This window comes from Puia sp. (assembly GCF_035546395.1).
Lineage (GTDB): Bacteria > Bacteroidota > Bacteroidia > Chitinophagales > Chitinophagaceae > Puia.
In genome coordinates this window covers 233,563-258,153 of record NZ_DASZXR010000008.1, presented here as the reverse complement: position 1 = coordinate 258,153, position 24,591 = coordinate 233,563, and the positions used below count along the sequence as shown (strand labels likewise).

25 protein-coding genes are annotated in these 24,591 nt (G+C 54.1%); 15 read left to right on the top strand and 10 right to left on the bottom strand.

Features of this window, described 5'->3' with window-relative positions; all coding sequences use genetic code 11:
• Positions 1 to 17: 17 nt before the first annotated feature.
• From VHE34_RS09505 to VHE34_RS09470, 8 genes are all read left to right on the top strand, one after another.
• A complete protein-coding gene (locus VHE34_RS09505) occupies positions 18 to 611 on the top strand; it encodes a hypothetical protein (protein WP_325587116.1) in 594 nt (197 codons plus the stop codon).
• A 2-nt stretch (positions 612 to 613) separates the two neighbouring features.
• Positions 614 to 1,981 carry an alkaline phosphatase family protein gene (locus VHE34_RS09500; protein ID WP_325587114.1) on the top strand — a complete coding sequence of 456 codons (1,368 nt, stop codon included), beginning with the start codon at positions 614 to 616 and terminating at the stop codon, positions 1,979 to 1,981.
• Between the two features lie 86 nt (positions 1,982 to 2,067).
• Positions 2,068 to 2,715: a hypothetical protein gene (locus VHE34_RS09495; protein ID WP_325587112.1), complete on the top strand. Its 648-nt coding sequence runs from the start codon at positions 2,068 to 2,070 to the stop codon at positions 2,713 to 2,715.
• Positions 2,716 to 2,739: 24 nt separating this feature from the next.
• A complete protein-coding gene (locus VHE34_RS09490; protein ID WP_325587108.1) occupies positions 2,740 to 3,495 on the top strand; it encodes a peptidoglycan recognition family protein in 756 nt (251 codons plus the stop codon).
• Between the two features lie 6 nt (positions 3,496 to 3,501).
• Entirely contained in the window at positions 3,502 to 5,070 is a 1,569-nt protein-coding gene (locus tag VHE34_RS09485; protein ID WP_325587106.1) for a hypothetical protein, read from the top strand.
• A 413-nt stretch (positions 5,071 to 5,483) separates the two neighbouring features.
• The gene (locus VHE34_RS09480) at positions 5,484 to 6,125 is read left to right on the top strand and encodes a hypothetical protein (protein WP_325587104.1); all 642 of its coding nucleotides are present in this window, start codon (positions 5,484 to 5,486) and stop codon (positions 6,123 to 6,125) included.
• Positions 6,089 to 6,886 carry a sensor histidine kinase gene (locus tag VHE34_RS09475; protein ID WP_325587102.1) on the top strand — a complete coding sequence of 266 codons (798 nt, stop codon included), beginning with the start codon at positions 6,089 to 6,091 and terminating at the stop codon, positions 6,884 to 6,886. The genes VHE34_RS09480 and VHE34_RS09475 overlap by 37 nt, the downstream gene beginning before the upstream one ends.
• Positions 6,883 to 7,533 (top strand): response regulator transcription factor, encoded by a 651-nt coding sequence (locus VHE34_RS09470; protein ID WP_325587100.1) that lies wholly within the window; start codon positions 6,883 to 6,885, stop codon positions 7,531 to 7,533. The genes VHE34_RS09475 and VHE34_RS09470 overlap by 4 nt, the downstream gene beginning before the upstream one ends.
• Here VHE34_RS09470 and VHE34_RS09465 read toward each other — a convergent pair.
• Complete coding sequence (locus VHE34_RS09465; RefSeq protein ID WP_325587098.1) at positions 7,519 to 8,319, bottom strand: hypothetical protein; 801 nt, start codon at positions 8,317 to 8,319, stop codon at positions 7,519 to 7,521. The two genes, VHE34_RS09470 and VHE34_RS09465, sit on opposite strands and share 15 nt — an antisense overlap.
• 149 nt (positions 8,320 to 8,468) lie before the next feature.
• Between VHE34_RS09465 and VHE34_RS09460 the strand changes: the two genes are divergently transcribed.
• Entirely contained in the window at positions 8,469 to 9,029 is a 561-nt protein-coding gene (locus tag VHE34_RS09460) for a hypothetical protein (protein ID WP_325587096.1), read from the top strand.
• Between the two features lie 80 nt (positions 9,030 to 9,109).
• Here the strand turns inward: VHE34_RS09460 and VHE34_RS09455 are convergent, their stop codons facing one another.
• From VHE34_RS09455 to VHE34_RS09430, 6 genes are all read right to left on the bottom strand, one after another.
• Positions 9,110 to 9,709: a hypothetical protein gene (locus tag VHE34_RS09455; RefSeq protein WP_325587094.1), complete on the bottom strand. Its 600-nt coding sequence runs from the start codon at positions 9,707 to 9,709 to the stop codon at positions 9,110 to 9,112.
• Positions 9,710 to 9,736: 27 nt separating this feature from the next.
• Positions 9,737 to 10,801 (bottom strand): hypothetical protein, encoded by a 1,065-nt coding sequence (locus VHE34_RS09450; protein ID WP_325587092.1) that lies wholly within the window; start codon positions 10,799 to 10,801, stop codon positions 9,737 to 9,739.
• A 94-nt stretch (positions 10,802 to 10,895) separates the two neighbouring features.
• Positions 10,896 to 11,543: a response regulator transcription factor gene (locus tag VHE34_RS09445; RefSeq protein WP_325587090.1), complete on the bottom strand. Its 648-nt coding sequence runs from the start codon at positions 11,541 to 11,543 to the stop codon at positions 10,896 to 10,898.
• 60 nt (positions 11,544 to 11,603) lie between these two features.
• Positions 11,604 to 12,404 (bottom strand): sensor histidine kinase, encoded by an 801-nt coding sequence (locus VHE34_RS09440; RefSeq protein ID WP_325587089.1) that lies wholly within the window; start codon positions 12,402 to 12,404, stop codon positions 11,604 to 11,606.
• Positions 12,401 to 13,093: a hypothetical protein gene (locus VHE34_RS09435; protein WP_325587088.1), complete on the bottom strand. Its 693-nt coding sequence runs from the start codon at positions 13,091 to 13,093 to the stop codon at positions 12,401 to 12,403. Before VHE34_RS09435 ends, VHE34_RS09440 begins: the two co-directional genes overlap by 4 nt.
• Positions 13,094 to 13,099: 6 nt before the next feature.
• Entirely contained in the window at positions 13,100 to 13,585 is a 486-nt protein-coding gene (locus VHE34_RS09430; protein ID WP_325587086.1) for a hypothetical protein, read from the bottom strand.
• Positions 13,586 to 13,810: 225 nt separating this feature from the next.
• On the opposite strand from VHE34_RS09430, the gene VHE34_RS09425 reads away from it, so the two are divergent.
• From VHE34_RS09425 to VHE34_RS09410, 4 genes are read left to right on the top strand one after another with little or no spacing between them, the layout of a single operon-like run.
• Positions 13,811 to 14,425 (top strand): hypothetical protein, encoded by a 615-nt coding sequence (locus tag VHE34_RS09425; protein ID WP_325587084.1) that lies wholly within the window; start codon positions 13,811 to 13,813, stop codon positions 14,423 to 14,425.
• Between the two features lie 53 nt (positions 14,426 to 14,478).
• On the top strand, positions 14,479 to 17,175 hold the full coding sequence (locus VHE34_RS09420; protein WP_325587082.1) for a hypothetical protein: 2,697 nt from the start codon (positions 14,479 to 14,481) through the stop codon (positions 17,173 to 17,175).
• A complete protein-coding gene (locus VHE34_RS09415; RefSeq protein WP_325587080.1) occupies positions 17,172 to 17,825 on the top strand; it encodes a phage tail protein in 654 nt (217 codons plus the stop codon). The genes VHE34_RS09420 and VHE34_RS09415 overlap by 4 nt, the downstream gene beginning before the upstream one ends.
• A gap of 34 nt (positions 17,826 to 17,859) precedes the next feature.
• Complete coding sequence (locus tag VHE34_RS09410) at positions 17,860 to 18,675, top strand: hypothetical protein (protein ID WP_325587078.1); 816 nt, start codon at positions 17,860 to 17,862, stop codon at positions 18,673 to 18,675.
• A 25-nt stretch (positions 18,676 to 18,700) separates the two neighbouring features.
• On the opposite strand, the gene VHE34_RS09405 is transcribed toward VHE34_RS09410, so the two are convergent.
• Positions 18,701 to 19,936, bottom strand: a complete 1,236-nt coding sequence (locus VHE34_RS09405; RefSeq protein ID WP_325587075.1) for a tetratricopeptide repeat protein — start codon at positions 19,934 to 19,936, stop codon at positions 18,701 to 18,703.
• Positions 19,937 to 20,144: 208 nt separating this feature from the next.
• On the opposite strand from VHE34_RS09405, the gene VHE34_RS09400 reads away from it, so the two are divergent.
• Both VHE34_RS09400 and VHE34_RS09395 read left to right on the top strand, forming a co-directional pair.
• On the top strand, positions 20,145 to 20,525 hold the full coding sequence (locus tag VHE34_RS09400; RefSeq protein ID WP_325587073.1) for a hypothetical protein: 381 nt from the start codon (positions 20,145 to 20,147) through the stop codon (positions 20,523 to 20,525).
• Position 20,526: 1 nt separating this feature from the next.
• Positions 20,527 to 22,749: an ATP-binding protein gene (locus VHE34_RS09395; RefSeq protein WP_325587071.1), complete on the top strand. Its 2,223-nt coding sequence runs from the start codon at positions 20,527 to 20,529 to the stop codon at positions 22,747 to 22,749.
• Here VHE34_RS09395 and VHE34_RS09390 read toward each other — a convergent pair.
• Together VHE34_RS09390 and VHE34_RS09385 are read right to left on the bottom strand one after the other, a co-directional pair.
• Entirely contained in the window at positions 22,746 to 23,483 is a 738-nt protein-coding gene (locus tag VHE34_RS09390; RefSeq protein ID WP_325587069.1) for a LytTR family DNA-binding domain-containing protein, read from the bottom strand. The two genes, VHE34_RS09395 and VHE34_RS09390, sit on opposite strands and share 4 nt — an antisense overlap.
• Positions 23,477 to 24,508, bottom strand: a complete 1,032-nt coding sequence (locus VHE34_RS09385) for a sensor histidine kinase (RefSeq protein ID WP_325587067.1) — start codon at positions 24,506 to 24,508, stop codon at positions 23,477 to 23,479. Before VHE34_RS09385 ends, VHE34_RS09390 begins: the two co-directional genes overlap by 7 nt.
• Positions 24,509 to 24,591: the final 83 nt, after the last annotated feature.

Sequence of the window (24,591 nt, the reverse complement as noted above, 5' to 3'; positions counted from 1 at the left end):
TTTTAAACCTCCGAACAATGAAGGTCCTGATCACAACGGCGCTGGCTGCCCTGCTGACGGCATCCGGCTGCTCACCAAAGGTGCTGCACTTCTCGGCGGATACGCTCGATATCCGTCACGGCGATCCCATTCACCTGGAATGGTCGACCCGCGGCCAGGCACATATGTCGGTCCGGCAGATCCGGGTCTTCCGGCCCCCTGACTCACTCCCCGCCCTGGAATTCCGGATGACGGCCACCAAATGGGGAAAGACCTCGGCGGCCACGCCGGTGCAGGTTACTATCTGGCCGGCGGAAAGCCACGACGAGGTGATCCTCACGCTGACGGCTATAGCTGGCGATAGCCTCGTCTACACCGCGTTAAAAGACACGATGTTCGCCCGGTTCCGCATCGCTGCCCTGCAGACCAGGTCGGGAGCCGCCGTAACGATCCTGCACGCCTCCCGCTATTGCCCCATAGCCGGCCCGGGGCAAAGCACGGACTGCCTGAAGGGACTGGACTACTTCGGCGCATGGGAAGCGCATACACCGATGACATCCCAACAGCGGCAGGATCCGCATTCGCGCCCGGACACGCTTGTGATTGTCTCCACTATCACCCCAAAAAACTGACTATGCCCGGTATTCTCGACCAGGTCAACTCCATCGTCCTCGTCATGATGGAAAACCGCAGCTTCGATCACTTCCTGGGGTCCATGACCCTGCAAGACCCTGCCCTCGACATAAACGGGCTGCGGCAGGATTCGATCGAGTCGTATAACAACGTCTACAACGGCACGGCCTTCCCCATCTACGAACGCGGCAGCGACGACGAACTACCCTTCGATGTCCCCCATGAATGGAACTACGTCCAGACCCAGCTGGCGCCCAATTCCGTATCCGGCAATCTCGCGATGAACGGATTTGTGACGGCATATGCGCTCTCCACAAAGACGCACCCCAACCCGCAATGCGAGCCCATGGGGTACTTCCCCGAAAAATTCCTCCCCATGACGCGCTGGCTGGCAAAGAATTTCGCGGTGTGCGACAACTGGTATTGCCCCATCCCCACCAGCACCCAGCCCAACCGCACCATGGCATTCAGCGGTGACACCGGCATCTTCGAAACAAAGACACAGCTGATAGATATTCCAAACGATATCTTCGGCTGGCTCGACAACCACGATGTCAACTGGCGGGTCTATCACGAAGCATTTTCTTTTTTTGCACTCTACCCCTCGCTCTGGCCGCATGTACTGAGCGGTCGCTTTAAACGCTATGAAAATCTTTACGCCGATATCATAAACGATTCCCTCGCCGAATCCCCACAGCTGACCATCATCGAACCCATCTATGAGGACGCGCCGCATTTCGGCGGCCGCCATCCCGACGACAATCATGCTCCGCTGGCTGTGAGCTGGGGCGAAGACTTCATCCGCCGCACCTATCAGGCCATCACCGCCAATCCCGATAAGTGGAAGGGAACCCTGATGATCCTGTACTATGACGAACATGGCGGCTTCTACGACCATGTAGCCCCGCCACAAATACCCTATACCACCAACGGCGACAACCCCCACTCTTTCACCACCCTGGGCCCGCGCATCCCCGCCATCCTCGTGTCCCCACTGATAAAACCGGGCTCGCCCTGTCATCTTCTATTGGATCATACCTCCGTTCTCCAGTTGCTGGTCGAAAAATTCGGCAAATCCGGCGAGCCCTGGTCACCCACCGTCGACCAGCGCCGCCAGGCAGGCATCCGCTCCATCTCCGAAGCGCTGAACAACCCACAGCCCTTCCCCGCACCCCAGGAACCCAACGTGCTCATCCCCGCCACGCCGGCCGACCTGGGAAAAAGCCTCACCGTCCCACCCCAGACCGCGATGGGCCAGGCCTTCGAAACCGCCGGCCTTCGACTGCTGGCAGAACAGCCGACCGCAAAGGATATCTATCCCGAATTGGTACAATGGCAGCATGAAGCCGCAAAGTCTTCAAATACGTGAAAAACACCCTATTTTTTGAGGCCCCAAGCGACTAACTTGCCTATTGCTCCGACCGGCCATTCCTTAACAACAAAACCCCTAATCCCATGACCGCTACGCAAGGTCCCTTCTGGGGCTATTTTATCCTGCTCCTCGGAACCATCGTCTTCCTCGATCAGAAATACGGCATGCTTCGGGACAGCAGCACCGCCCGGAAAAAGCCCTACAGTTGGGCCCGCGTGCAGCTCGCCTGGTGGACCATCATCATTCTCGCGTCCTTCTTTGCCATTCTCACCCTCGGACACGGCATCCCCACCTTCAACCAATCCACCCTGATCCTCCTGGGGATCAGCGCAGCCACGACCGGCGCCGCCCGGATCATCGATCAGTCGGATCAGCAAAAGACCGACATCGTACTGGCGCAGAATATGCCGGGACAGGGTTTCTTCCTCGACATACTGTCCGATGGCACAGGGCCTAATCTGCACCGTTTTCAGACGGTCCTCTTTAACCTCGCCTTCGGCATCTGGTTCATCTCGCAGGTGGCCGCAGGCCTGACACCGGCCTGCACGAGCCTGGACTGCATCAACAAGATCATGCCCGCCCTCGAGCAAAACAACCTGATCCTGCTGGGACTCAGCGCCGGCACGTACGCCGCATTGAAGACCACCGAAAACAAACCCGCCCCCGGTTCCATGCCCGACAAAGTTCCCGACACCTCCGGCCACACCGGTCAACTGCCGGCGCAAGGGTGATCCGTTCATTAAACAACCTCTTTTATGAACAGTATCCAAAAGCCCAGCCCGAACTTCTTCCCCGGCCGCAAGACCTACCAGCCAATCGCCATCGTGATCCATATCATGGAGGGAACCCTGGCCGACACCGATAGCTGGTTCAACGACCCCGCCTCGCGGGTCTCCGCGCACTATGGGGTCGGCCGCAACGGGGACGTGCACCAATATGTACAGGAGCAGGACTCCGCCTGGCACGCGGGCCGGGTCCACTCCCCCAGCTGGCAATTGATAAAACCCGCGGAACCCGGATTCTACTACAACCCCAATTATTATACAATAGGCATCGAACACGAAGGTGATGAATCCACCGAATGGTCCGATGCAACCTATGCCGCCAGCAGCAGCCTGATCAGGGACATCAGCCGCCGTTGGAGTATTCCGCTCGATCGCAATCATCTCATCGGCCATCATGAGATATACTCCATTAAGGCCTGCCCCGGGGGTAAGGTCGATCTCAACAAACTCATCAGCCTTGCCTCCGATCCGCCGCCCACCGGTCCTGTTCGCAGTCTCGTGGGAAACCGGCCGGCGAGGATCCTTCATTTAGGCGCCGCCCTCACTAGCACCCGACTGAATATTCGCGTAAGCCCGGATCGCAATCAGGCGCCGATCGCGACAGTGGCTGCCGGTTCGACCCTGCCCTTCGATGGGTACACCGAACAGGGCGAACCGGTATTCGGTAACAGCAAATGGTTTTACACGGCTGCAGGCCAATGGTTCTGGAGCGGTGGAGTAAAATAATTCGCAATGCCTTACTTCGATTTTCATATCCACCCAGCCCTGAAATGCCTGTTTTCCGGCAGCGATACCACCCCCGGCTTTACCCATCTCAGCCCCTGGGTGCCCCTGGATAAATCCAAAATCCCCTTCCTGCTCCGATGGTGCACCGAATTTCCCGATATCCTGCAGTCACAAGGCAATCTCGCCCAGTTGGTCAACACGGATTGCAATCTCATCGTCGTGGCCCTATATATGCCGGAACACGATATCCTGAAGGCCGATCTCATCCAGCAGTCCACAACCGGCCCCCTGCAGGTTTACCTCGAAAAGGGCCGTATCGATCAACTACTCGCCACCTCTCCGTTCCAGCTGCTGACCACCCAGCATCTGCTGACCCTCCAGGACCCGACCCCGTTCGGCGTCACCGACCGCCATATCCTGCTGATCCGGTCCGGCGCCGACTACCAACCGGCCGATACATCGACGATCCACATCGTGTGCAGCGTGGAAGGATGCCACACTCTTTCCTCCCGGTTGCAACAATACGATCCCGCAGAGATCATTGACAATCTCGACCTGCTCAGGACCAGCGTCAGCGTGCTGTCCCTCAACCTGACTCATATGGAACAGTCCACGCTCTGCAATCACGCTTTTGGCATGCAATTCCTGCCCGGAGATAATTTCCGGCCCAAAGGCAACGGTATTTCGGCTGACGGCATCCGGGTGCTCACCCACTGCTATCAGCAAAAGATCATGATCGACATCAAACACATGAGTCTGGCCGCCCGCCAGCAGCTATACCATCTTCGCGCAAGCGATCATCTCTCTGCCATCAACCAGCCCGTCATTCGCACCCATGCCGGTTTTACCGGAATCTCCTGGAAAGAGATACCGGCATATCTGTCGATGCAGCGACCCTTCAGGGCGGGATACACTCAATTGTGGCAGGGCAAGCCGGTCAAATACGGCGGGAACGCCCTGCGACCTGCCTTCAATGCCTCCAGCATCAACCTATATGACGAAGACATCTTTAACATCCTGACATCCGGCGGCATGATCGGCCTCTCGCTTGACAAGCGGATCCTCGGCTACCAGCAATTCGAGGAAGTCCACACCGGTCGCAATGATTTCCCCCTGGAGACCGAATATATCTCCAACCTCGAGCGATCCGCCTTTTTCGGGAATGATCCGGATGTACAGCTCGGCGCCGCCTTCGACAACGACCAGGTGCTGACCTGGGATGATATCTGGGCAGGCGGCCAGGTGAACCCGGCCCTCGGCGACTACCATCTCCGGTATTTCATGGCTCATATCCTGCACGTCATCGTCGTGGCCCGCCATTTCGCCTATGACGACAATAAGGCGCTGACCCAGCTCTGCATAGGCGCCGACTTCGACGGCCTGATCAATCCGGTATGGTGCTGTTCCACCTGCACCGATCTCCCCGGTTTCAAGGCCGCCTTCATCAAAGCATTCCCGGCCTTTGCAAAGGAGTCCCAGGTCGCCCTGCCTTCTGGATTCGATATCGGCAAATTCGCCGACGGACTTTTCTACACGAATGGGTCCAACTTCGTTCTACAACGGCTGGCAGTGTAGACTAATCGAAATACGGGAAAAACACCCATGTCATTAAGTTAAGGTCAAAATGGGCTATCCTTAAAATATGGATTACAAAGGCTTATAAAATGCCGTGTTTTAGCTACTCGAAAGAGGGTAATTGCTGATACATTTGAAAATACAATCGTGTCTTGGCTCACCCAACCAAAATCGTCAGATAAATGTCCGCAATGATAAATTATATCAACGGACACAAATGATCCACACATCATATTTACATTAATAAGCTGGCAGACCGGTCCCTCGTCAAATTCCTTCGATCAAATACCGTAAAAAACCCGTTTTTTCCTCCCCCGCCGGCTTCTAATTTGCTCTCGTTAACGAATACTTTCCATTACCGTCTTTTACCGCGGTACAACTAAATTTGAACAAGAAAACCAATTCATCGCCATTTGCTGGTCTATCTCTACATCACCTCCATCGCCATCGCCTTTATAGCGAGTCTCCCGGTCCATCGGTGGGGTGTCTTTTCGTACCGGGTGATCTCCACCATCATGGGGCTCGACCTCGTGGTGGAGTTGTGGGCAAATTTTCTATGGTTTGCATTTCGAATGAACAACCTGCCTATCTATAACTTCGCCATGCTGGCCGAATTCTGGCTATATGCCTTTTATTTCGATGAGATCCTGGTTAACCGGACCGTCCGTCCTTTGATAAAGGCATACCTCTGGCTTCTGCCCGCGGTCTGGCTGATCCTGGTCATCCTCCACCAGCACGACTGGAGCAGTATCTTCTTCGTAATCGGCGCCATTTTCACTATTTTCCTCGCCGCATTCAACTACTACCAGTTATTCACCGCGGACGAACTGGTGCGGCTGGGCGCCAGTTTCGAATTCTGGGTCGCCACGGGTCTGATCCTTTTTTACGGACTCAATTTCCCCTATCTCGGAATGCTCAACTTCCTGAACAAGCATTATCCGGATCTTGCGCGCGCGATGATCACCGGTCTCCAGGTGCTCAATATCATATTCTATTCTATCTTTACCTATGCCTTTGTATGCCTGAGACGATATCATATAAGGAAGTCATCATAGTGATCATCGCCGGAAGCCTTATCTTTTTGTTCCTCGCGGGGATCATGATCTTTATTTTACTGTTCTATCAAAAAAAGCGGTTTCAGCATCGGCATCAATTCCTCCAGCTGCAGAATTCCGTACAGCAGGAATTGCTCCGCGCTCAGCTGGAATCCCAGGAAGGGGCCTTTCGCCAGATCGGCGAGGAGATACATGACAATGTCGGTCAATTACTAAGCAGCACTAAGATCCTGCTGGCAATAACCGAACGCTCCCTCCCCGAGGTTCCCGATACGCTGCGAACCGCTAGTGAGACGCTGGCCCAGGCCATCCGCGATCTTCGGTCCCTCTCAAAATCGCTCACAAAAGAATACCTCGAACGCTTTAACCTTATCGAAAACCTGCGGACCGAAGCAGAAAGGATCAATACGGCCCGAACGGTCTCCGTCGAGGTACAAACCAGCCTTCCCGCCATGCCCCTGACCACCGAATCACAGATCATGCTGTTTCGCATAGTACAGGAGGCGATGCAGAATGCGATCAAACATGCCGAAGCCAGCAGTATCCGGATCCATATCCGGTTCGAGGGGCCCGCCATCGGATTGACCATCACCGATGATGGCAAAGGTCTGCCCGCGGCCGTCCAACGACCCCAGGGCCTGGGCTTGCTGAATATGGAACGTCGTACCCATCTGCTCGGGGGATCCATCCGTTGGGACTCGACAGAGGGTTCCGGCACCCGGATACAAATTCTTTTACCTGCACAAAACCTTGAACAATGAAGCTCACCGTAGGCATTGCAGACGATCACCAGCTATTTCTTCATTCTCTGAGCATGCTCATCAGTGGCTTTCCTGGCGTGGAGGTGGTGCTGGAGGCGCTACAGGGGGACCACCTCCTGCAGAAGCTGGCCCCGCTCCCCGAAAAACCGGATATCCTGCTTATCGATGTCAATATGCCCGTGATGGACGGCCCTCACGCGGCGGAAAAAATAGCGGCCGCCTATCCCGCCATAAAAATGGTAGCGCTTTCCATGAAGGACGACGATACCAGCGTAATTAGTATGTTGAGAGCCGGCTGCTGTGCCTACCTGTTGAAGGATATGCACCCGGCCGAATTGGAAAAAGCCCTGGTCGAAGTACACAGCAGGGGCTTTTATAATGCGGACGCATATAATATCAACTATCGCCGCCTGATTCTGAAGACCGCCGAAGACGAGGCCCTCAGTATCTCCGACCGGGAGCGGCAGTTCCTCCAGCTAGCCTGTAGCGACCTCACCTATAAGGAGATCGCCTCCCGAATGTACCTGTCGGAGCGGACGATCGATGGTTACCGGGAGTCCCTATTCGAAAAACTGAATGTCAAAAGCAGGGTAGGGATGGCACTCGAAGCCATCCGTCGCGACCTCGTGAGGTTAGGGCAGCGGTAAGGAGGAACCGGAACAACCCGTCGCCGGCGGACAAGGATTGCCCGTATCAAAATCTTCAGGATTTCTAAATGGCTTGGGACGGCAGGTGATATCGATGGGCAGGTCGTTCTGATTGCCGTCCGTCAGGATAAATTGCGTGGTGAGACGCTTGGCCGGATCACCCCCTTGTTCATCCGGGTATGCGGCCAAACTGATCTTTACCCCCTCGGCTTCCTGGCAGGGGATCTCCCGGTACAGCTGCCCGAGGAATTTCCAGGTATAGATCATACTCTTCGTATCGCAATATCTCGTTCCGTCAAAGTTCCCATCTACTTCGTCGACAGGGAGATTCCTGAACATCCACTCTTGCCAGTTCGTCACCCATCGAGACGCTGCCTGGGCCGAGATCTTGCTCCGGCCGGGATTGAACGAACCTCCCGGCGGGATCGAGAAATAGATGCCCAGATCAACTTCCGTTTTAGTTCCATCTGACAAGGCGGGCGCGAATACAAAAGTGAACTTATTGCCATATCCATCCGGAACCGACGGACTTCCATTATCATCATAAATAGCAAAATAGATGCGCAATGCATCGGCGCCTAGCCCGCCATTGGTATCCGAGCTGCTGATGTAACTCCATAAAGCAAGTATATCGTTGGCTTGAAAATAAAGATAGGGGCCGTCTTCATTAAGCATATCGACCATTTTCATTCCCTGGTTGTCAAGGAATTGCTTTTTTCTGGTGCGGGAAATATCATCGTTGATGTAGATGGTGGGCTGTTCTACCTTTGAACATTTGCAGGCCATAATGTTTGTGTTTAGGTGATCAATGAATTTATCACAATCTAGCCCAACCGGAATTCAAGGACAAGTGTCCTTTTCCCGTTTCTAAACGGGAATTTTCCCGTTCTACCGCCTTTCCTCATGCGGTAATTTCAAGGCCAAAACACAGTACCATGGACATTAAACTACCTCACTCGGACAACGAGTTTGCGCGCTTTTATTACAGCATCCTGCCCGTCGGAACGATCATCACCTCTTATCTGACGTGGCCGGAGTTCAGCCAGTCGACGGGCATCGCCGTATCGCCCTGGGACCCGGGCAACTCAGCCTGGTCTCCCGCCGATGGTCGTATCGTTAGCGGGTCAAAATTTGAATCGATAACCAGGCAGGAGAACGTGCCCGACTATCGTGGCGTATTCATGCGCTGCCAAAATCAGATCGATCCCCAAACGGCTTCGACCGTTCCGCCCATCCAGGCAGACCCCGACAACAGTCGTAACCGTGCCGTGATCCAGGGCGACGCCCTGGGCAGCCATACCCATCCGGCATCCGGCCGGATCACGGGGAATATCACCGGCAGCAACGGGACGCACGATTGCGATGGAGGCGGCGATAAATACAATAGCGATCCAACATTTCCCGACCGTAACGTCGCCGTCACCGTCTACCCCAGCGGCGGCGCAGAGACAAGACCAAAGAACGCCTCCGTCTTCTATTATATAAAGATCAATTGAACCCCTCTTCCCAAAAAGCCCCGCTGCATTGACGCGGTCGGGGCTATCTCAAACCGGCAAAATCAGTATCTCCGGCTGCTTCACGCGCCGGGTTGGGATTTACTGTTCTCCATCGTCTTTACCCCCACATAGGTCCCCGTACTAATCCCCATCAGGATCAGCATATTCTCAGTCAGCACGCTCTCGTCAGGCAATTCACCGCTCCCGGCCGCAACAAACTGGATATAGATGATCCCGACAATAACAGTCCAGAGTACATTCTGCAACCTGTGGATGCTGACCCCGGATTTGTCCGATAAGATATCCTTCAGGAATCCCTCCGAAGGATTGTCCTGGCTGAGATTGCCGTTCTCCTTTTGCGAGTCGTCGATCAGTTTGGCGGATGCCGTGGCGCCCACCGAAATGCCCAGCAGGATGAGATTGACATTGGCGAACCCGGGTATCTGGTAATGGAACTTATACCAGAGGTAGGCGAAACTGCTACTAATGATCACCGTCCAGAAAGCCAGCTGAGCTCTCGCAAGGCTGAAAGGGGCCTTGGGTTTCTCCAATCTCCGCTCAATGGCCTTAGCGGTAAACTCTGCCTTGTTCGTAATTGCGTCCCGAAGCAAAGGGGTCCGGATCGCAAGCAGGATAACAATAAAACTTATGACTACCAGTATGATAAAATAGAGTGCCATAAAATAGATTTAAAATAAGGAGTGAATTCAATTTTCGGTCTTTATACTGTAATTTCCCTCGAGACTCGCACGTATGACGATCGTTTGATCCCACGGGGTGGCATAAATGCATTTGGCGATATCTATCGGCCTGAACTTCCTGGCACCGTCGGCTGCTTCTTCCTCGATTGGGGTCTTCCGCAGGGCCGTGACATAATTCTCCAACATCTCGATGGTGCCGACACGTGGATGCCCATAGGCGAACGTAGTAAAGGGGCTCTTTTCGCCCTTGCCAAAGTCCCAGGGCCCACAGGAGATAACCGCATATTCGGGAGTCGTCACATTCAGATAATCATCGGTGGTGGCATTAGCCGCCCCATGATGACCGACCATCAGCACATCCACGTCCAATGCCTTGCTGCTTCCATATTCATCCACCAGGGTGCGCAGACCGGCCGTCTCCAGATCACCGGTAAAAAGAAAGGATGCCTTGCCGAACACGACTTTGACCACCAGACTGTGGTTATTGTAATTATTGAAATCCGTCTTCGACCAGTCATCGGGCTGCCGGTCGAATCTTCCACTGTACAGGATGATTTGCGGGTCTCCATTGGGACAGTCCACCGGATCGATGACCGAATCCGTCAGGCCGTCCTTGTTACCCCCCTTCGTTATCTCCTCGAAGGAATATGACCGGTATTGAATGTCAGCCGTGGCCGCGTTGTCCTGCATGTACTTTTGATTGGGACTGCCCGACCCCACCCGAAGCCCGTCGTCGATATACCGGTCGATCCTGAACTTCTGACCGACATCATACAAAGCCTCGTTGTGATCGATGTGCGGGTGGGTGACCATCACGAGGGCAAGCGTACTGTCGAGGTCTTTTCTGCGTTGGAAGAAATGTCCGAGATAATCGATCAATGCCTTGTGATAGTTGTCGTCCTGGGCGCCGGCATCGATCAGCACCGCGCCACAAGGAAATTCAAGCAGCACTGCGGCTGCCTGACCCACATTGATATAGTGGGCGTACATGATACCGTCCTCCTGTGCAAGGCCCTGTTTCGCCAAAAAAAGCAACGCCAGCCACAGAAAGAGAAGTCTCTTCTTTCGCATGGGAATGATAAGTTTAGGGGTTAGTTAGAAAGGTACACGGTTGGATTCATCCAAAAAACGGGAAAAACACCTATTTTCCAACCCGCACCCCCCCTCACACAATCCCATTCCTCACCGCAAATATCGCCAACCCCGCCGTATTCCGCACCCCCACCTTCTCGATCAGCCGCTGCCGTATCCCCTCCACACTCCGGGGACTCAGGAAAATGATCTTCCCGATCTCGGTATTGGTCTTCTCCTCGCATATGAGATGAAGCACCTGTAGCTCCCGCTCGGTGAGCTCTACATTGCTGTTGAAATTGGGTTTGATATTTCCCCGGATGACGAGTTTCCGGAGCAGGGCCTTGTTGACCAGGTCGTTGAAGTAATAGCCCGTCTCGTGGACGGCATAGATGGCCTTGCGGATCTCGTCGGAGTCGGCATTCTTGAGCAGATACCCGTTGGCGCCCTTTTCCATCAGGTGGATGATGAATTTCTCGTCGTCGTACATCGTTACCGCCAGGATCTTCACGCGGCCGAATCGCTGGCGGATCACCGTCGTCGCCTCCATTCCATCCATCCCCGGCATCCGCAGATCGAGCAGGACGACATCCACCTCCGTCCGGGCGATGCCCTCGACCAATTCCTCCCCGGACTCGGCCTCCAGCACGACCTCGAAATTGTCATCCCTTGCCAGGCCGACCTTCAGCCCGTCGCGAATGATGGCATAGTCGTCGGCAATGGCAATTCTTATCTTGCTCATTGTTCTACGGTTATAAGGTTAATGGTCAGAAAGGATGGCCGGACTACGTCCAGCCATGGATCAAAGGGTCTGGGGCAAATATAGGTCAATATAACAGCCGTCCGGCCGGATAGAAAAGAATAACTTTCCCTTCAGCAGGATGAGCCGGTTCTGGATGATCTTGAAGCCCATGCTCTCCTGCTTGAATTTCAATTCCTCGAACTGCTCCTGCGTGAGGCCCGCGCCGTTGTGGAATAAGGTGATCACCAACACGCCGCCGTTATTGACGCAGCTAATGTGCAGTTTGCGGGCATGGGCATGTTTGAGGATATTGTTCACCAGTTCCTGCACCATACGGTAAACGCTCACGGCATCCTCCTTGGAAGCCGGAGTATATTGGCACTCGAGCGACGTGCCGGTCTCCATCAGATGCTCATCCACCGAGGTCCGCAGGAAATGTTTGATCGCCTCGAACAGTCCGAACTCCTGCAGGATACTCGAATGCAGGTTGTGCGAGATGCCCCGGATCTTCCGGATGGCCTCATCCAACATCTCCTGGCCCTTACGGAACAACGGCCAATTACCCGGATCGTTCTCGTTCAACCGGATATTCTGAAAATGCAGCTTCGCCGAGAACAGCAGGGCGCCCATCTCGTCATGCAACGCCTCGGCGATGCGCGACCGCTCGGACTCTTCGCTGCGGACGGCCGCCTCGATCAGCAGGTCCTGCTGCGCCTCCCGCAGCCGCTGGAGGTTCTTCTGATACTGGTATTTCCGCCGCTGCGTCGAGATGAACACCAGCAGGAAGCTGACGAACAACAACAACATCACGGAGATGCCCAGTAAGACAAGGAGTTTGATATTTCCGTCGGGATGGTTCATAGTGGGTCGTATCTGGCGGCGGGAGAATGGGTCTTCTTCTGAATAAGCGCCCGAGCCAGGAATAGTTGCAACAGGATAAAGGACACATTGTGGACATTCCAGATGTCCACGGCAAACCGGGTATAATACACCGAAAGCTCTTTATAAAGCAGGAAGATGAAAAAATTGATCGCAACATAAACGCCCAGACCCGTCACCACCCAGAAATCAGGTTGATCACCGGCCATCTCCTCATCTTCCTTCACCTTATAAAAATAGTATTGCAGACAATAGAACAAGAGCAGCCCTGCCTCCAGGGCCAGCAGCCGGCTGCTCAGGTTACTATAATCGAAAAAATGCTCGTAGAAGCCGAAGTCGACCGCCGCATAGAGGCCGAAGAGTACCGGGATCCACCGCTTCAGCCGCGGCAGGAAGGGCTGTCGCAACCGGACAAAGAACCAACTGAACAAGAAGAGCCGAACCAAAGAATGCAGGTTGTACAGCCAGTTGTTGGAATTCCAGGGCGGCGGGATCGTCAACCGCAGCTTCCAGATACCATCGATGAGCAGGTCGGTCACAAAGGCGAACCAGACATAGGCCACCACCGGCGCCAGGTAGCGCGGCTGCTGGCGATGGCGCAGCCAAACGGCTATCGGGATCAATGGCGCCCAGGCCTCCGACCAGTCCAATAAAACGCCGAAGAAAGCCATGGCGTCTTACTCCATCTCCGACGCCACCATCGACGTAGCAGGCGGCGAAGGATTGGTATTGATCGAACCGCTGCCAAGCACATCGCCCGTAGCCGTGCGGTAAAAGGGTTGGATCGAATAATAGATCTGGCCATGCGGATCTACCACCGGGGTGAAAAGCAGGTAGTTGTTATTGGAACCCGGCGGCAGGATGCTCAGCATCTGGTCGACCGACACGACACTGCCCGTCAGTTTCAGGGGACCCGCCTGCATCAGCACCTGTCCCGGATAGGGCGCAAGCAGATCGGGATTGTACGCATTGAAATAGCCGCCCTCGTCGTTCTGCGCAAAGCAACACAGGTAGATGGGTCTGTTGGGGTCCTGCGTCGCGGGAAAATACTCGTCGAAGACAAAATAAGCCATCCCTTGCTGGCCGAGCCAGTAATTCACCTGGTCGATGGAATATTCCAGCCGGCACAAAGCCAGGTGCTGAAGATTTTGATCATTGTTCATGGTGATGTGTTTAGTGTAACATAAAGCTAAAGGACCCGCCGCTGCCGGAGAAGCGTAGAAACACGTATTTCGGCGATTGCGCATTTCTACGTACCGCCCCCGAAGGCCTCAACCGGATGCTCCCAAAAGCACAGTAGAACTACTGCTTCCCGCATTTCCGCACTTCCCCGCTTGTCTTACCCCCTATCGTTGCCCCAATTTTACAGCAAACAAAAACTTTTTACCATGGACATCAAGATCAATTTCATCAACCAATCGTACGATCAGAACAACTCCCGGATCGTCATCTTCCAAAAGAACGTAGCCACCAACTTCGGAGAGATCGCCGTCGCCTGGCGCGTTATCGAAAACTGCGGGCGTAACTGGAAGCACAGCTTCACGTATCCAATGGAGTTCCAGGTCGGCGCCCAGGATCCCTACGGCAATGTCTCCGATCTGCAGGATGCAGAAAACGGCCAGAAATGGGACGTCGTCCGTTCCCCTTCGGGAGATATCCTCGTGCTGGACCCCACCCAGGCTTCCTCGCTGAACGAAGTGGAGGTAAAGAACGTCCTGCCGACCGGCTCTATCGACGCACAGATCTACAAGAACGGCAAATTGCTGGCCACCAAAACCGGCGTGTCCCCCCAGCAAAAAGCGGTATTCCAGTTCAAACCCACCATCTGGGTCGGCGTGGTATCCGAGATCGAAGAGGGCGATATCATGGATTCGGCCATCCTCTCCGACATCAACACCGAGCTGAGCCTGCTGGGTCTGACCACGGCGGACCTGATCATGACCGGCGGCGGTGTCGGCGCCAACGCCATCCCGTTCAAATTCACGCTCGTTCCCACCGCCTGATCCCTATTCCAAAGGCCCGGACCGGCTCCGGGCCTGTTTTAAATCTCATGACGATGACACAGCTATTCACACTCACGTACGAGAAACGTTACCACTTCCGCTTCGAGTTCGATTTTGACCAGTTGGTCACCGATGGCGTCTTCTACTACCCGATGTTTGTAAAGCTCTACCGCCAGGACGACCCCTCTACCGTCTGGGAGTGGCGCAGCAATCTCTTCCCGCATCAGAAAGTGGAATTCAGGTTGGACCTACCCGACTCGATCAACATGAAGGGAAGCCTTACTATCTTTCACTCCCAGCCTTCGAAAGAAGACCTGCTCTTCCTCGACGTCTTTTTCGGGTCGCAGTATGAAGAGCACTACGAGGGCAATGCCTTTGTCCTGGGCCCCGACCCCAACCCGCCGCCACCCGATCCCGTTCCGCCTTTTCCACCCATTCCGCCGGTACCGCCGCCCGACCCTCCGGTACCACCGGCCGATGACCCAGCACCCGATCCCGGCGAGGACCGGGTGCTGCCTTCGGGCTATCACGATCTATTTCCGTTTTTACAATTACGGTTCTGGCCCGACCTCAGCCCCGCCGAAGAAGAGCTGTTCATTGAATACGTCGACAATGGAACACTGCCGCCATCCGCCGATCTCTATACCCAGCTCCTGGCCCTAAAACATCCCCCGTCCGCCCGCGCGAAGATGGAAGCGGAGGCGCGGCAGTTCATCAACGGCGGTGCGGGCTATGCCGGCCTCTTCATTGAAAAGATCGACACCCTGCCCTACCCCTTCGACAAGTACACCGAAATTTACCATTGGCTCATGGAGCACGAAGAGCTGCCCGCGCAATCGCTGCAACTAGCGTTACCCACCTCATCCACAAATACAATCTTTTCCTTCGGGTCATCCGACTATGCCCTGCAGCTGAACATCATCTGGCAGAACGTCATCGCCCTGGCTATCATCAATGGCTACCGCGCCTCCCTGCTCGAATCGTTGCTGAAGATCCTCGTCGTCGATCATCTGCTACAGTATGTCTTTGCCTCCGAAATGCTACCACCCGTCGCGCCGCTGGAACCTTGGCGCCGCCTCATCCGATCGTCCGTCGTCTTGCCCGGCACGCTCTTCCCGCTTCCTGTTGACGTCCCCAAGCCCCTACCCGATGCCTCAACCGCCCTGCCCGATCCTCCGGCAACGCTAGTGGATCCCTCCCGCTTCTCCGGCCAGGTCACCCCCTACGCCATCGGCTGCCTCCAAAAAGTGCAACACTTCCACACCGGCTATGCTCTCGGCGAGATCGCCCAGGTCGACAATATCGCCATCGGCGAAGTAAAACAGATAAAGCATCGCCACACGCAGTTCACCGAAGAAAAGACCGATCACCGCACTGCCAACCAGGACGATCACCACGGCGTCACCAGCGGTGCGCAGCTGGAGCAGGCGGTCAGCCACACCCTCGACCAAACGATAAAGAACGAATGGGATTTCACCAGGTTAAGCATCTCCTATGGCCCACCCACCACCGGCACTTATGATGGCAAGGTGACCGAAAAAAAGGACACCAACCTCAACAGCGACGGCGCCAACCGCTTCGCGCGCAAGATCCTTTCCCAGGCGGTCGACCGGGTGGCCCAGGCCGTTATCCATCATCGCCAGACCACCTTCCGCCAGGAGACCGAGGATATGACCATCCGCACCATCGACAATCGGCGCGGCACGCGGAACATCCGCAGCATCTACCGCTGGCTGAACAAACTCTATCAACTACGCCTCGTCGACTATGGCCGGAGATTCATCATCGAGTTATTGATCGAACAGCCGGCCCGCCTGCCCATGCAGCTATTGTCCTATAAGGATATTACCGTAGAGAATTACTCCCAACTAGCCGCCCGCTACGGTGTCACCGGTCTACCCCATCCGCCGCTCGCCACCCGAAAGATCACCACCCTGCTCGATAATACGAATCCCTTCCCCGCCAAAAGCCTGCCCGTACCGGAAGGCTACCAACCCATCTCCATAACCGCCAGTTACAAAGTGGCGCAAGCCGCCGTTCTCATCGCCGGAACAAAACAGGTATCCTTGTCCGCTGCCGACAGCACCGTCACCATTCCCGACCCCATGCAGCTCGACCGCAACGGCGCCGCCGATGCCGTTCCAATACTGCTCGATCTGACCTCCACCGACCCCTACTATTGCAGCATCGTGATGGAATGCGCCGTATCTGCCGCCACGATCAGCGACTGGCAGCTCAGCGTCTTCGATCGCATTGAGCCGGCCTACCGCGCCACGCAGCAGAAAGACCAACCCTCCAATCCTCAGATGGAAGAAAGAAGCCACCGCCTCCTGGTAGCAGACGCCTGCCTGGCCGTTCTCTATCAACTCCACAAAGACGGCAGCGCAGCCGCCCGCCCCGAATACACGCAATTCTTCGACGAAGCCTTCGAATGGCCGGAGATGAGCTACTCCATAAAAGAAGACCGATGGCCGCATCACATGCGCGTCCTGCTGCCTGTCCGGCCCAACTATTCCTTCCGCGTCCTCTACTACCTCTCGACAGGCATTCCCTTTTACGGCAACGACCCTCTCACCCCCGTCATCGAAACCCAAAAAAACATCGCCGCCGCCCTGCAACGCGCGGAGCGCGAAGGCCGCGGCCGTAGCTACGAAACCCAATTGGACAGCTGGCAGGTGACCGTGCCGACATCCATGCAATGGCTGCAGGATGGTGATCAGTTCCCCGGAACAAAAACCCCATTATTATGATACCCGCATTTCCACCCACAACACCGCTTCTTCCACCCGGCGCCATCATCGCCTTTGCCGGCGAGATCGGTCCGCCGGTGAGTACTCCTCCTTCGCAAGATGATTACACGACCGATCCCATCCCCAATGGCGCCATCACCAATACTATCGAAGCCTGGGGCTGGATGGTATGCGACGGCCGGCTGCTGTACATCAGTATGTATCCGCAGCTATTCCAGGCCATAGGTTTTTTATATAGTCAGCAAACCGACCCCTACCAGCCAGGCTACAACGGCGCCCTGCCGGCGGACGCCGAATTCCGCATCCCCGACTACCGCGGCTATTTCCTGCGCGCCGTCTCCGGCACTGCCGCGGGCATCGACCCCGATATAAGCCTCCGGCAGCTCACCAATCAACAAGCCAATCAAGGCGTCGGCAGCATCCAGCAGGACGCCTTGCAAGACCACTGGCATCTATACTCGATGGCCGACGGTACCCCCATCGAAGTTCAGGAAGGTGGATCCCCCGCCCTGGTCGCGACCGGCAACACCGCGACCCAGCCACCGACTACGATCCCCACGCCGCCCGGGACCGCTAAGGAAACGATCCGCACCAGCACCGAAACCCGGGCAAAGAACATCTATGTCCACTATCTGATAAGATATGTATAGCCATCCATTTTCTAAACCATAAAACAATTCGATCATGCCACAAGTCTATGCCATTGTCCACAATGGGCTCGGCGATTTCATCATCGCCGTAAAGAACAGAAAAGGGTATTTTTTTCACACGTCTATCGAACCCCTGAGGGGCTGCGTCTACTATGACGGCGTCGACATCACCAATGGCGGCGGCAGATACGCCCTGCCCGGCGGCAAGCTGGAAGCCGAGATCATCAACCCCGCCACCATTGTCGCGGGCGCCATCCAGGAGATGTTGGAGGAGACCACCGTCGTGCTCGACCCGGCTTCGGCTCAGCCCGCCTATTTCGCCGGTGAAGGGAACCGGTATTATGGGGTCTATTTTGGGGTCGCGGGAGAGGCGTTCAACACCGTCGCGAACACCATACGGGAAAAGCTACAACGAGGTCAGGCCGCCGTCGACGCCATCCTGCGCCATACCTGGCATGGGAATTATGATCGGTTGATCCGCGAATTCGCCTGTCCGTTGGACAATGAGCTGGAAAGGTCAGTGGTGTGGAATCTCGTCAGGAATTGGCCGGACATCGCCGAGCTGGAGCTCCGCCGGGAGACAGACTGGTATTACTACATTCTGCTCCATCTCCGCGACACCTCGTATCCCGTGCGCGTGCTCGATCTCCGGGGCAGGATCGTCGGCCTCGGGTCCAGGGTGGATCAGCAGGCAGGCCCAAGATACCTCGTCGAAAACCTGATCTATGATGAGGCCAGGCTCGAAGGAACCGGCGAATACATTCTCCTCTTCGGCGAAAGACGGATCCACGGCGTGAAATTTATCCCCGGTTCGGCACAGGGGGCGAATGGCCTCTTCGAACCGATGTAACAGACGTTCAACGAAAGGGGCAGGCTTACCTGCCCCACTTTTGTCTTACATATCGATAAGCTCTTTTCTCCGCCTCGCTCTCCGGTTTCGCCACCGCCAGGTACCGCCGGTAATACCGGCGCGCCAGGGCCGGGCTATGCAGCTCCGTCTCCGCGATCCGCCCACAGGTGTACAGCGTGAGGGGATCTTTAAACAAATAATACGCCGTATCATAATGCGCCACGGCCTTTTGATAATCCCGCAGCGACTCGAAATTGTCCCCGAGCCCGTCATAATACCATTCCATCGTGGCGCTCTTCGCCTTGGCCAGCGCCTTGTGCAGGAGGATATTGCTGCTATCGTAATTTTTTAGCTTCGCCTCGGCCCGCGCCTCGTAATAATAGACGGCCTCCAGTTCGAGCCCCATATCCAGCATGCCTTCACAGACCCGGATGCAATCCGGATACTGCTTCAGGTTGTAATAGGAGAGGGCCAGCCATTCCAGCGAATTCACCGACGGTTCGTTCAGCTTCAGCAGCCGTTCCCCCGGCGCCAGCACCGTGGCATAGTCCTTCTGCGCATAGCCGCTCCGTATCCGCAGCTTCAGCAGCGACAGATTCATCGAGTCCCGCTCCAGCGCAAGGTCGGTGATGCTGTCGGCGCGGCCATAGGCCTTCCCGTCGCAAAGGAGGTTCCCCAGGGCCACCACCGTCTTCACATCTGCCGGGGCAAGCGCGTACGCCTTGTCGAGGTAGAACAACGCCGAGTCCTGCCGCTGCGCCCGGCCCCACAACTCGCCGGTGATGCGCCACCATGCGGCCTTATGCGGCTGCAGCTCAATGAGTCGTTGGGCATATTCCCGCGCCGTCCCCGGGTCCGGGGTCTCATTCAAAAGCACCAGGTAATGCAACGCCGTCACCGAATTCCCGTCGATCGCCAACATGCGCTCATAACAGGCCCGGGCCCCCGTTTCATTGTCGTTCATATAATAGGCATAACCCGCATAGTTCAGCACCGGCACATTATCCGAATCCGCCTGCAGCACCGGCGAAAGATAGCTCAGCGCCTCATCGAACTGCTGATCCTGGAAGAGGTCCATCACCTTACTCTTGTCGACCCCGCCGGCAAAGTTCCCGGCGCCCGAATAGTCTTTGCCCTTTGAGGGAGACGTGTCGGGGTCGCGCAGCGCAGTCAGGGGTTCCTTCGGACCGCCCATCGGCTGGGCAAAAACGGCGATTCCCGCCGCCCCGAAAAAAAATAGACACAAAAAAGCCTTCTTCATATGAGCGTGGTTTTGCCAGGAGATGCGATTCGTTCCGGATTCCATAAAACGCCCATCTAAATCCCACTCGTTACGGCTGTAACCTAATGACAATCCACCTACTAGGTTTGTAGTTCTTTTCGCCGGCACGAGAAGGGTGTTTTTCCCGTTGACGGGTTCCGTCGGCGTTTGTAACTTATAGTACCCGTTCGTGGACTAAACCTTAGTTATGAATAAGCTCTTACTTTCCTTCATTTTAGCAGTTCTTCTACTCTGGGTATTGAATCCAATCCTTATCAGCCATTTCTTCAGTACACTCGAAGAAAGAAGCAAGTTTGCCGATACCTATAACGTTGTCAATTCATTATTTGCCGGTCTCGGCTTTGCCGTATTGCTATTTACCCTGATTGTACAAAAAAAGGAGATCAGAAACCAGGTGGATTCCGTGAACAAGACCAATCGCCTCTCGTACCTCACCTCCCTGCTGAATTTCTACTCCGCCGAAGAAGAAAAGTATAAGGACGAGGATAGAGTAAGAGGCGAAGAAATGAAGAAACGAAAAGACCAGATCCTCAACTTAATTAATAAAGAAGTCGATAAACTAAGCTGACATGGCAAAGGAAGAAGATTTTAAAAACCTCGAATCCATTCTCACCTACGCGGTCGATGAAGACTACGATAACAATTTAGACAGTTATCTGAAAAGACTCAATTTCAACGAGGCCGTGTTCTTCCGAACGACGTATATACCACGCGTCGCCAAAGAAGCCGAATTGGAATCCGAGATTCTCAAAGACCATTGTCATACTTATTTTGTCGGTCAGCCGGGCACCGGAAAGACGACTATCCTTAGAAAGGTTCTCCATAAGATTCAGGAAGAACACGATGCGTTGATATTTCTTTTTGATTTTAAGAAATTCCCCAATATTAATAATGAGAGCAACAGATCGTTCCAGAAGATGTCCGAAACGGTATTATCCAATCTGAAATCAAAGATCAACGAAAAGGTGATGGGTCTGAAAATAGATCCTACCGAAATCCTGTTGTTTCTCTGCCGCGATGCAGCATACCGGGGTTCTAACTATTTTCACAATCCCCGGTTCTCTGAATTGCTAAAACAGCTTTACGACCATTTCAGGTGGTCCGGCGACTTCAAAAAAGGAATAGATTTCTTCGATTGGCTGAAAGACCAGTTTGAGAATAAAAATCCGGACAAACTGGTTCAGTTGTTCATGGAAATGTCTGCGTGTATAGAACCGCACAATTACCTCCACTATTTCAATGGAAATGACGTACGCCCGAGAATGTGCATCATCGCTTTCGACAATGTAGACAGTATCCTCGAAAAAGAGGTGCGCCTTTCGTTCTTAAGTTTTTTTAGAAGCGGATTCAACATCTTCAAGGAAAGTACCCGTTTCATTCTTACAATAAGAAGCAGGAATGCGGACGCTACAAACTGGGGCGACGATGGTACTTATATCGCAAATGAAGTCGACCTGGGGTACACAGAGTTTGTTGACGAAAAGAATATGAAGCGGGAGATGAAGGCCTATGCTGGCTCAAAAACATTGTCGCCAGAGGACGAATTGAACTTCAGGCTCAGGCATAACAATTTTGCAAAAGAGAAATTTGCCAAGCTGATATACGAACGGCGGGTCAATTATTTTAAGGACGTCATCAATAGACACGGCGACTCGGATGTTTCCGAATTGGATGAATATTACAGGATCATTATAGATAATGAGCGGATGCGGGTCGCATTTTTTGACCTCTGTAACTACGACCGTCGAAACATGCTCGTCCTTGTGTCTAATTTTATTTCCTATCTCATATTTGAAGTGAAATTCGAGAAAGACATCCTGGATCTGAATAAGAATCAGATCGATTCGATTCTCGAATCGCTGTTCTACGGATGGATAAAAAAGTATAACGTCTTCTATAGCAACGAAATCTTTAACCTTCCCAAGATAGTGTATTACTGGTTAAGCAAACCCGATGAGCAAAGCGGAAACCACCTGGATCATACCCTTTTTTCCACCATTTACAATGCCAGCAACCAGGTTTACCAGGACTACTCTTTTGACAAGGGCATTACTTGCAGGCGACTGATCGGGCTATTGACGGACGTAGGATTTCACGAACATGAGGTGATCGAACGCATTGAGCACCTCTTCAGGAGCAAGTCCGGAAGCCGGCACAACGGCCTTCTTGAGATCTCCAATACAGATGAAAGAGGGCTGGCTTTTTCGGACCTTGATAAATGTTTCATTTCGTTAACACCACGTTCGTATTATATGACGGTTTATTCGTCCTTGAAGTTTACAAGTCTTTTTGCCGACATCCGTCACGAAACGCAATTGCGGCTAACTGAAAAAGAACTGGACGACTTGGAGAAATACGACTCGAGGCCGCTTACCACGCTAAAACTGAAATTGACTCTCGAGTTTTTGTGTGACCTGGCAAAGATGAGTGTACGGGAATTGACGATGGCGTCCAAACGCATCAGTGGCATGGGACATACCGATTGGTTCAAGTATTACAGGAAGCACTATTGCGTGAAAGCGAATTATGAACAGCCCTATAAAGATCATCTTGGCGACCTCCTGTTCCTGAATCTGATTAATAGCATTATTAAATTTCTCAAATCCCAGCAGGGAATTGAGCAGGCTGTGTATTACAAGATCCTTTACGCCAAAAAAGAGATAATTGACGAATATGAGGAGTTGAAGCGCCTGTTCTTGAACGACTTGAAACGACTTATAGAAGACCCCAATTTGACACTTGGGAATACCGAGTATAAAAATAAGATCCAATTCGACCTGTTTAATCGTTAACTGTATCGGATCCTCCGCTCCACCTCCTCCTTATAATTCCGCCCGATCGGTATCTGGTGCTCCCCGATCAAGATCCGATTCCGCTCGATCCTTCGGATCTTATCCTTCGCCACAATAAAGCTCTTATGCACCCTTATAAACGCCCCCTCGGGGAACAGCGGCAACACATGCTTCACCGACCCCTTGATCACCACCTTCCCCGACCGCCCACCGGCCGCCGTATGAATAATGGCATAGTCTTTTAGACCCTGCACATGCGTCACCTCCGCAAAGAACAACTTGATCCGCTCCACCCCACTCTTCACAAACACATACTCCGGCGCCTCCCGCCCCACCCCAGGCGACGCATCACCCCGCTCCAGTCCCGCATCCTCCCGCTTCAACGCCAAAAAATCCCTCACCTTCTCCACCGCCACCCGAAACCGTTCCAACGAGATCGGCTTCAACAAAAAGTCGATCACCCCCAACTCAAACCCCTCGAACGCATAATCCCGAAACGCCGTCGTAAACACCGTTATCGGCGGCGACGCCAGCGAACGCAAAAAATCGATCCCATTCATCTCCGGCATCTCGATATCCAAAAACAACACGTCCACCGCATGCTCCTTCAAAAACGCCTGCCCCTCAAACGCATTACTAAAACATCCCAGCAACCGAAGCGGCTCCTGCCCGATATACCCGGTGAGAATCTCCTGCGCCAGTGGCTCATCATCGATAATGACACAAGTTAACATGACCCCTCCAACTCCAGCGTTACGCGAAAAAGCTCCGCCTCATTGACAATCGTCAGCCGGTGCCGCCCGGGATACAACAACTCCAACCGCCGCCGCACATTGACCAGCCCGATCCCCCCCGCGCGGTCCTCCTCCCGAAAATCCAGCTTATTATTTTCAATGACCACTGTAATTCCCCCTTCGATCTTCACCTCCACAAACAAATACGCATTCCGCACCGCCCGGCTCACCCCATGCTTAAAAGCGTTCTCCACCAATGGTAGGATCAAGAACGGTGGAATAACACACCGATCCATGTCCCCGACAACCGAGAGCCGGATATCCGCCTGGTTCCCCTGCCGGATCCGCTCCAGCTCCAAATAATTCCCCAGGTACCGCACCTCCTTCTCCAGCGGCACAAACGCCTCATCGCTCTCATAGAGCATATACTCCATCAGTTCGGACAGTTTCAACACAATGGCCGGCGCCTGGTCGGACTTCCGCAACGTCAGCGCATACAGGTTGTTCAGGGCGTTGAACAGAAAATGGGGATTCACCTGGCTGCGCAGGTAATTCACCTCCGCCTGCAGCTTCTCGACCCGAACATCCTGCAAAGTCTTGTTCTCTTCATACCAGTCGAAGCTGAACTTCACCGCCACGGTGAGCAGGAGATACAGCGCCGTATGCGTAAAATTATAGGCCAGCGAGGTAGACAGATTCGCATTCCATCCCGGCCCCAGCACATAGCCGTATAAGACATAATCAAAAAGGCTCTGCAACAGCAAATACGCTACTACCAATAGAAGCGACAGTTCGAAATAACGGACATATCGCTTGCTCAAAAGGTACATCGGGACCAGCATATGCAGGTTCACCCACGCCAAACCAACAAGCAACCCGATCCGCACCACCGAGCAAAGAAAAAAAGAAGGCAGCCCCGCCTTGTAAATGAGATAGGTGCGATCATACAGGAAGAGGATGGTCACCAGCACCCAAAAGATGCCGTTCACCCACGAACGCCGCATTGGTAAGGCTATCGCTTGCATACCACCAAATTCCGATTTTGTCCGGGAAGCGCAAAATACCCACGTCGACTTTCCCGGTCGTTCCTCTACTTTCTTTCCCCACC

Coding starts and splice junctions, on each gene's coding strand:
- VHE34_RS09505 (WP_325587116.1), top strand. CDS start 18: ATGAAGGTCCTGATCACAACGGCGCTGGCTGCCCTGCTGACGGCATCC.
- VHE34_RS09500 (WP_325587114.1), top strand. CDS start 614: ATGCCCGGTATTCTCGACCAGGTCAACTCCATCGTCCTCGTCATGATG.
- VHE34_RS09495 (WP_325587112.1), top strand. CDS start 2,068: ATGACCGCTACGCAAGGTCCCTTCTGGGGCTATTTTATCCTGCTCCTC.
- VHE34_RS09490 (WP_325587108.1), top strand. CDS start 2,740: ATGAACAGTATCCAAAAGCCCAGCCCGAACTTCTTCCCCGGCCGCAAG.
- VHE34_RS09485 (WP_325587106.1), top strand. CDS start 3,502: ATGCCTTACTTCGATTTTCATATCCACCCAGCCCTGAAATGCCTGTTT.
- VHE34_RS09475 (WP_325587102.1), top strand. CDS start 6,089: ATGCCTGAGACGATATCATATAAGGAAGTCATCATAGTGATCATCGCC.
- VHE34_RS09470 (WP_325587100.1), top strand. CDS start 6,883: ATGAAGCTCACCGTAGGCATTGCAGACGATCACCAGCTATTTCTTCAT.
- VHE34_RS09465 (WP_325587098.1), bottom strand. CDS start 8,319: ATGGCCTGCAAATGTTCAAAGGTAGAACAGCCCACCATCTACATCAAC.
- VHE34_RS09460 (WP_325587096.1), top strand. CDS start 8,469: ATGGACATTAAACTACCTCACTCGGACAACGAGTTTGCGCGCTTTTAT.
- VHE34_RS09455 (WP_325587094.1), bottom strand. CDS start 9,709: ATGGCACTCTATTTTATCATACTGGTAGTCATAAGTTTTATTGTTATC.
- VHE34_RS09450 (WP_325587092.1), bottom strand. CDS start 10,801: ATGCGAAAGAAGAGACTTCTCTTTCTGTGGCTGGCGTTGCTTTTTTTG.
- VHE34_RS09445 (WP_325587090.1), bottom strand. CDS start 11,543: ATGAGCAAGATAAGAATTGCCATTGCCGACGACTATGCCATCATTCGC.
- VHE34_RS09440 (WP_325587089.1), bottom strand. CDS start 12,404: ATGAACCATCCCGACGGAAATATCAAACTCCTTGTCTTACTGGGCATC.
- VHE34_RS09435 (WP_325587088.1), bottom strand. CDS start 13,093: ATGGCTTTCTTCGGCGTTTTATTGGACTGGTCGGAGGCCTGGGCGCCA.
- VHE34_RS09430 (WP_325587086.1), bottom strand. CDS start 13,585: ATGAACAATGATCAAAATCTTCAGCACCTGGCTTTGTGCCGGCTGGAA.
- VHE34_RS09425 (WP_325587084.1), top strand. CDS start 13,811: ATGGACATCAAGATCAATTTCATCAACCAATCGTACGATCAGAACAAC.
- VHE34_RS09420 (WP_325587082.1), top strand. CDS start 14,479: ATGACACAGCTATTCACACTCACGTACGAGAAACGTTACCACTTCCGC.
- VHE34_RS09415 (WP_325587080.1), top strand. CDS start 17,172: ATGATACCCGCATTTCCACCCACAACACCGCTTCTTCCACCCGGCGCC.
- VHE34_RS09410 (WP_325587078.1), top strand. CDS start 17,860: ATGCCACAAGTCTATGCCATTGTCCACAATGGGCTCGGCGATTTCATC.
- VHE34_RS09405 (WP_325587075.1), bottom strand. CDS start 19,936: ATGAAGAAGGCTTTTTTGTGTCTATTTTTTTTCGGGGCGGCGGGAATC.
- VHE34_RS09400 (WP_325587073.1), top strand. CDS start 20,145: ATGAATAAGCTCTTACTTTCCTTCATTTTAGCAGTTCTTCTACTCTGG.
- VHE34_RS09395 (WP_325587071.1), top strand. CDS start 20,527: ATGGCAAAGGAAGAAGATTTTAAAAACCTCGAATCCATTCTCACCTAC.
- VHE34_RS09390 (WP_325587069.1), bottom strand. CDS start 23,483: ATGTTAACTTGTGTCATTATCGATGATGAGCCACTGGCGCAGGAGATT.
- VHE34_RS09385 (WP_325587067.1), bottom strand. CDS start 24,508: ATGCAAGCGATAGCCTTACCAATGCGGCGTTCGTGGGTGAACGGCATC.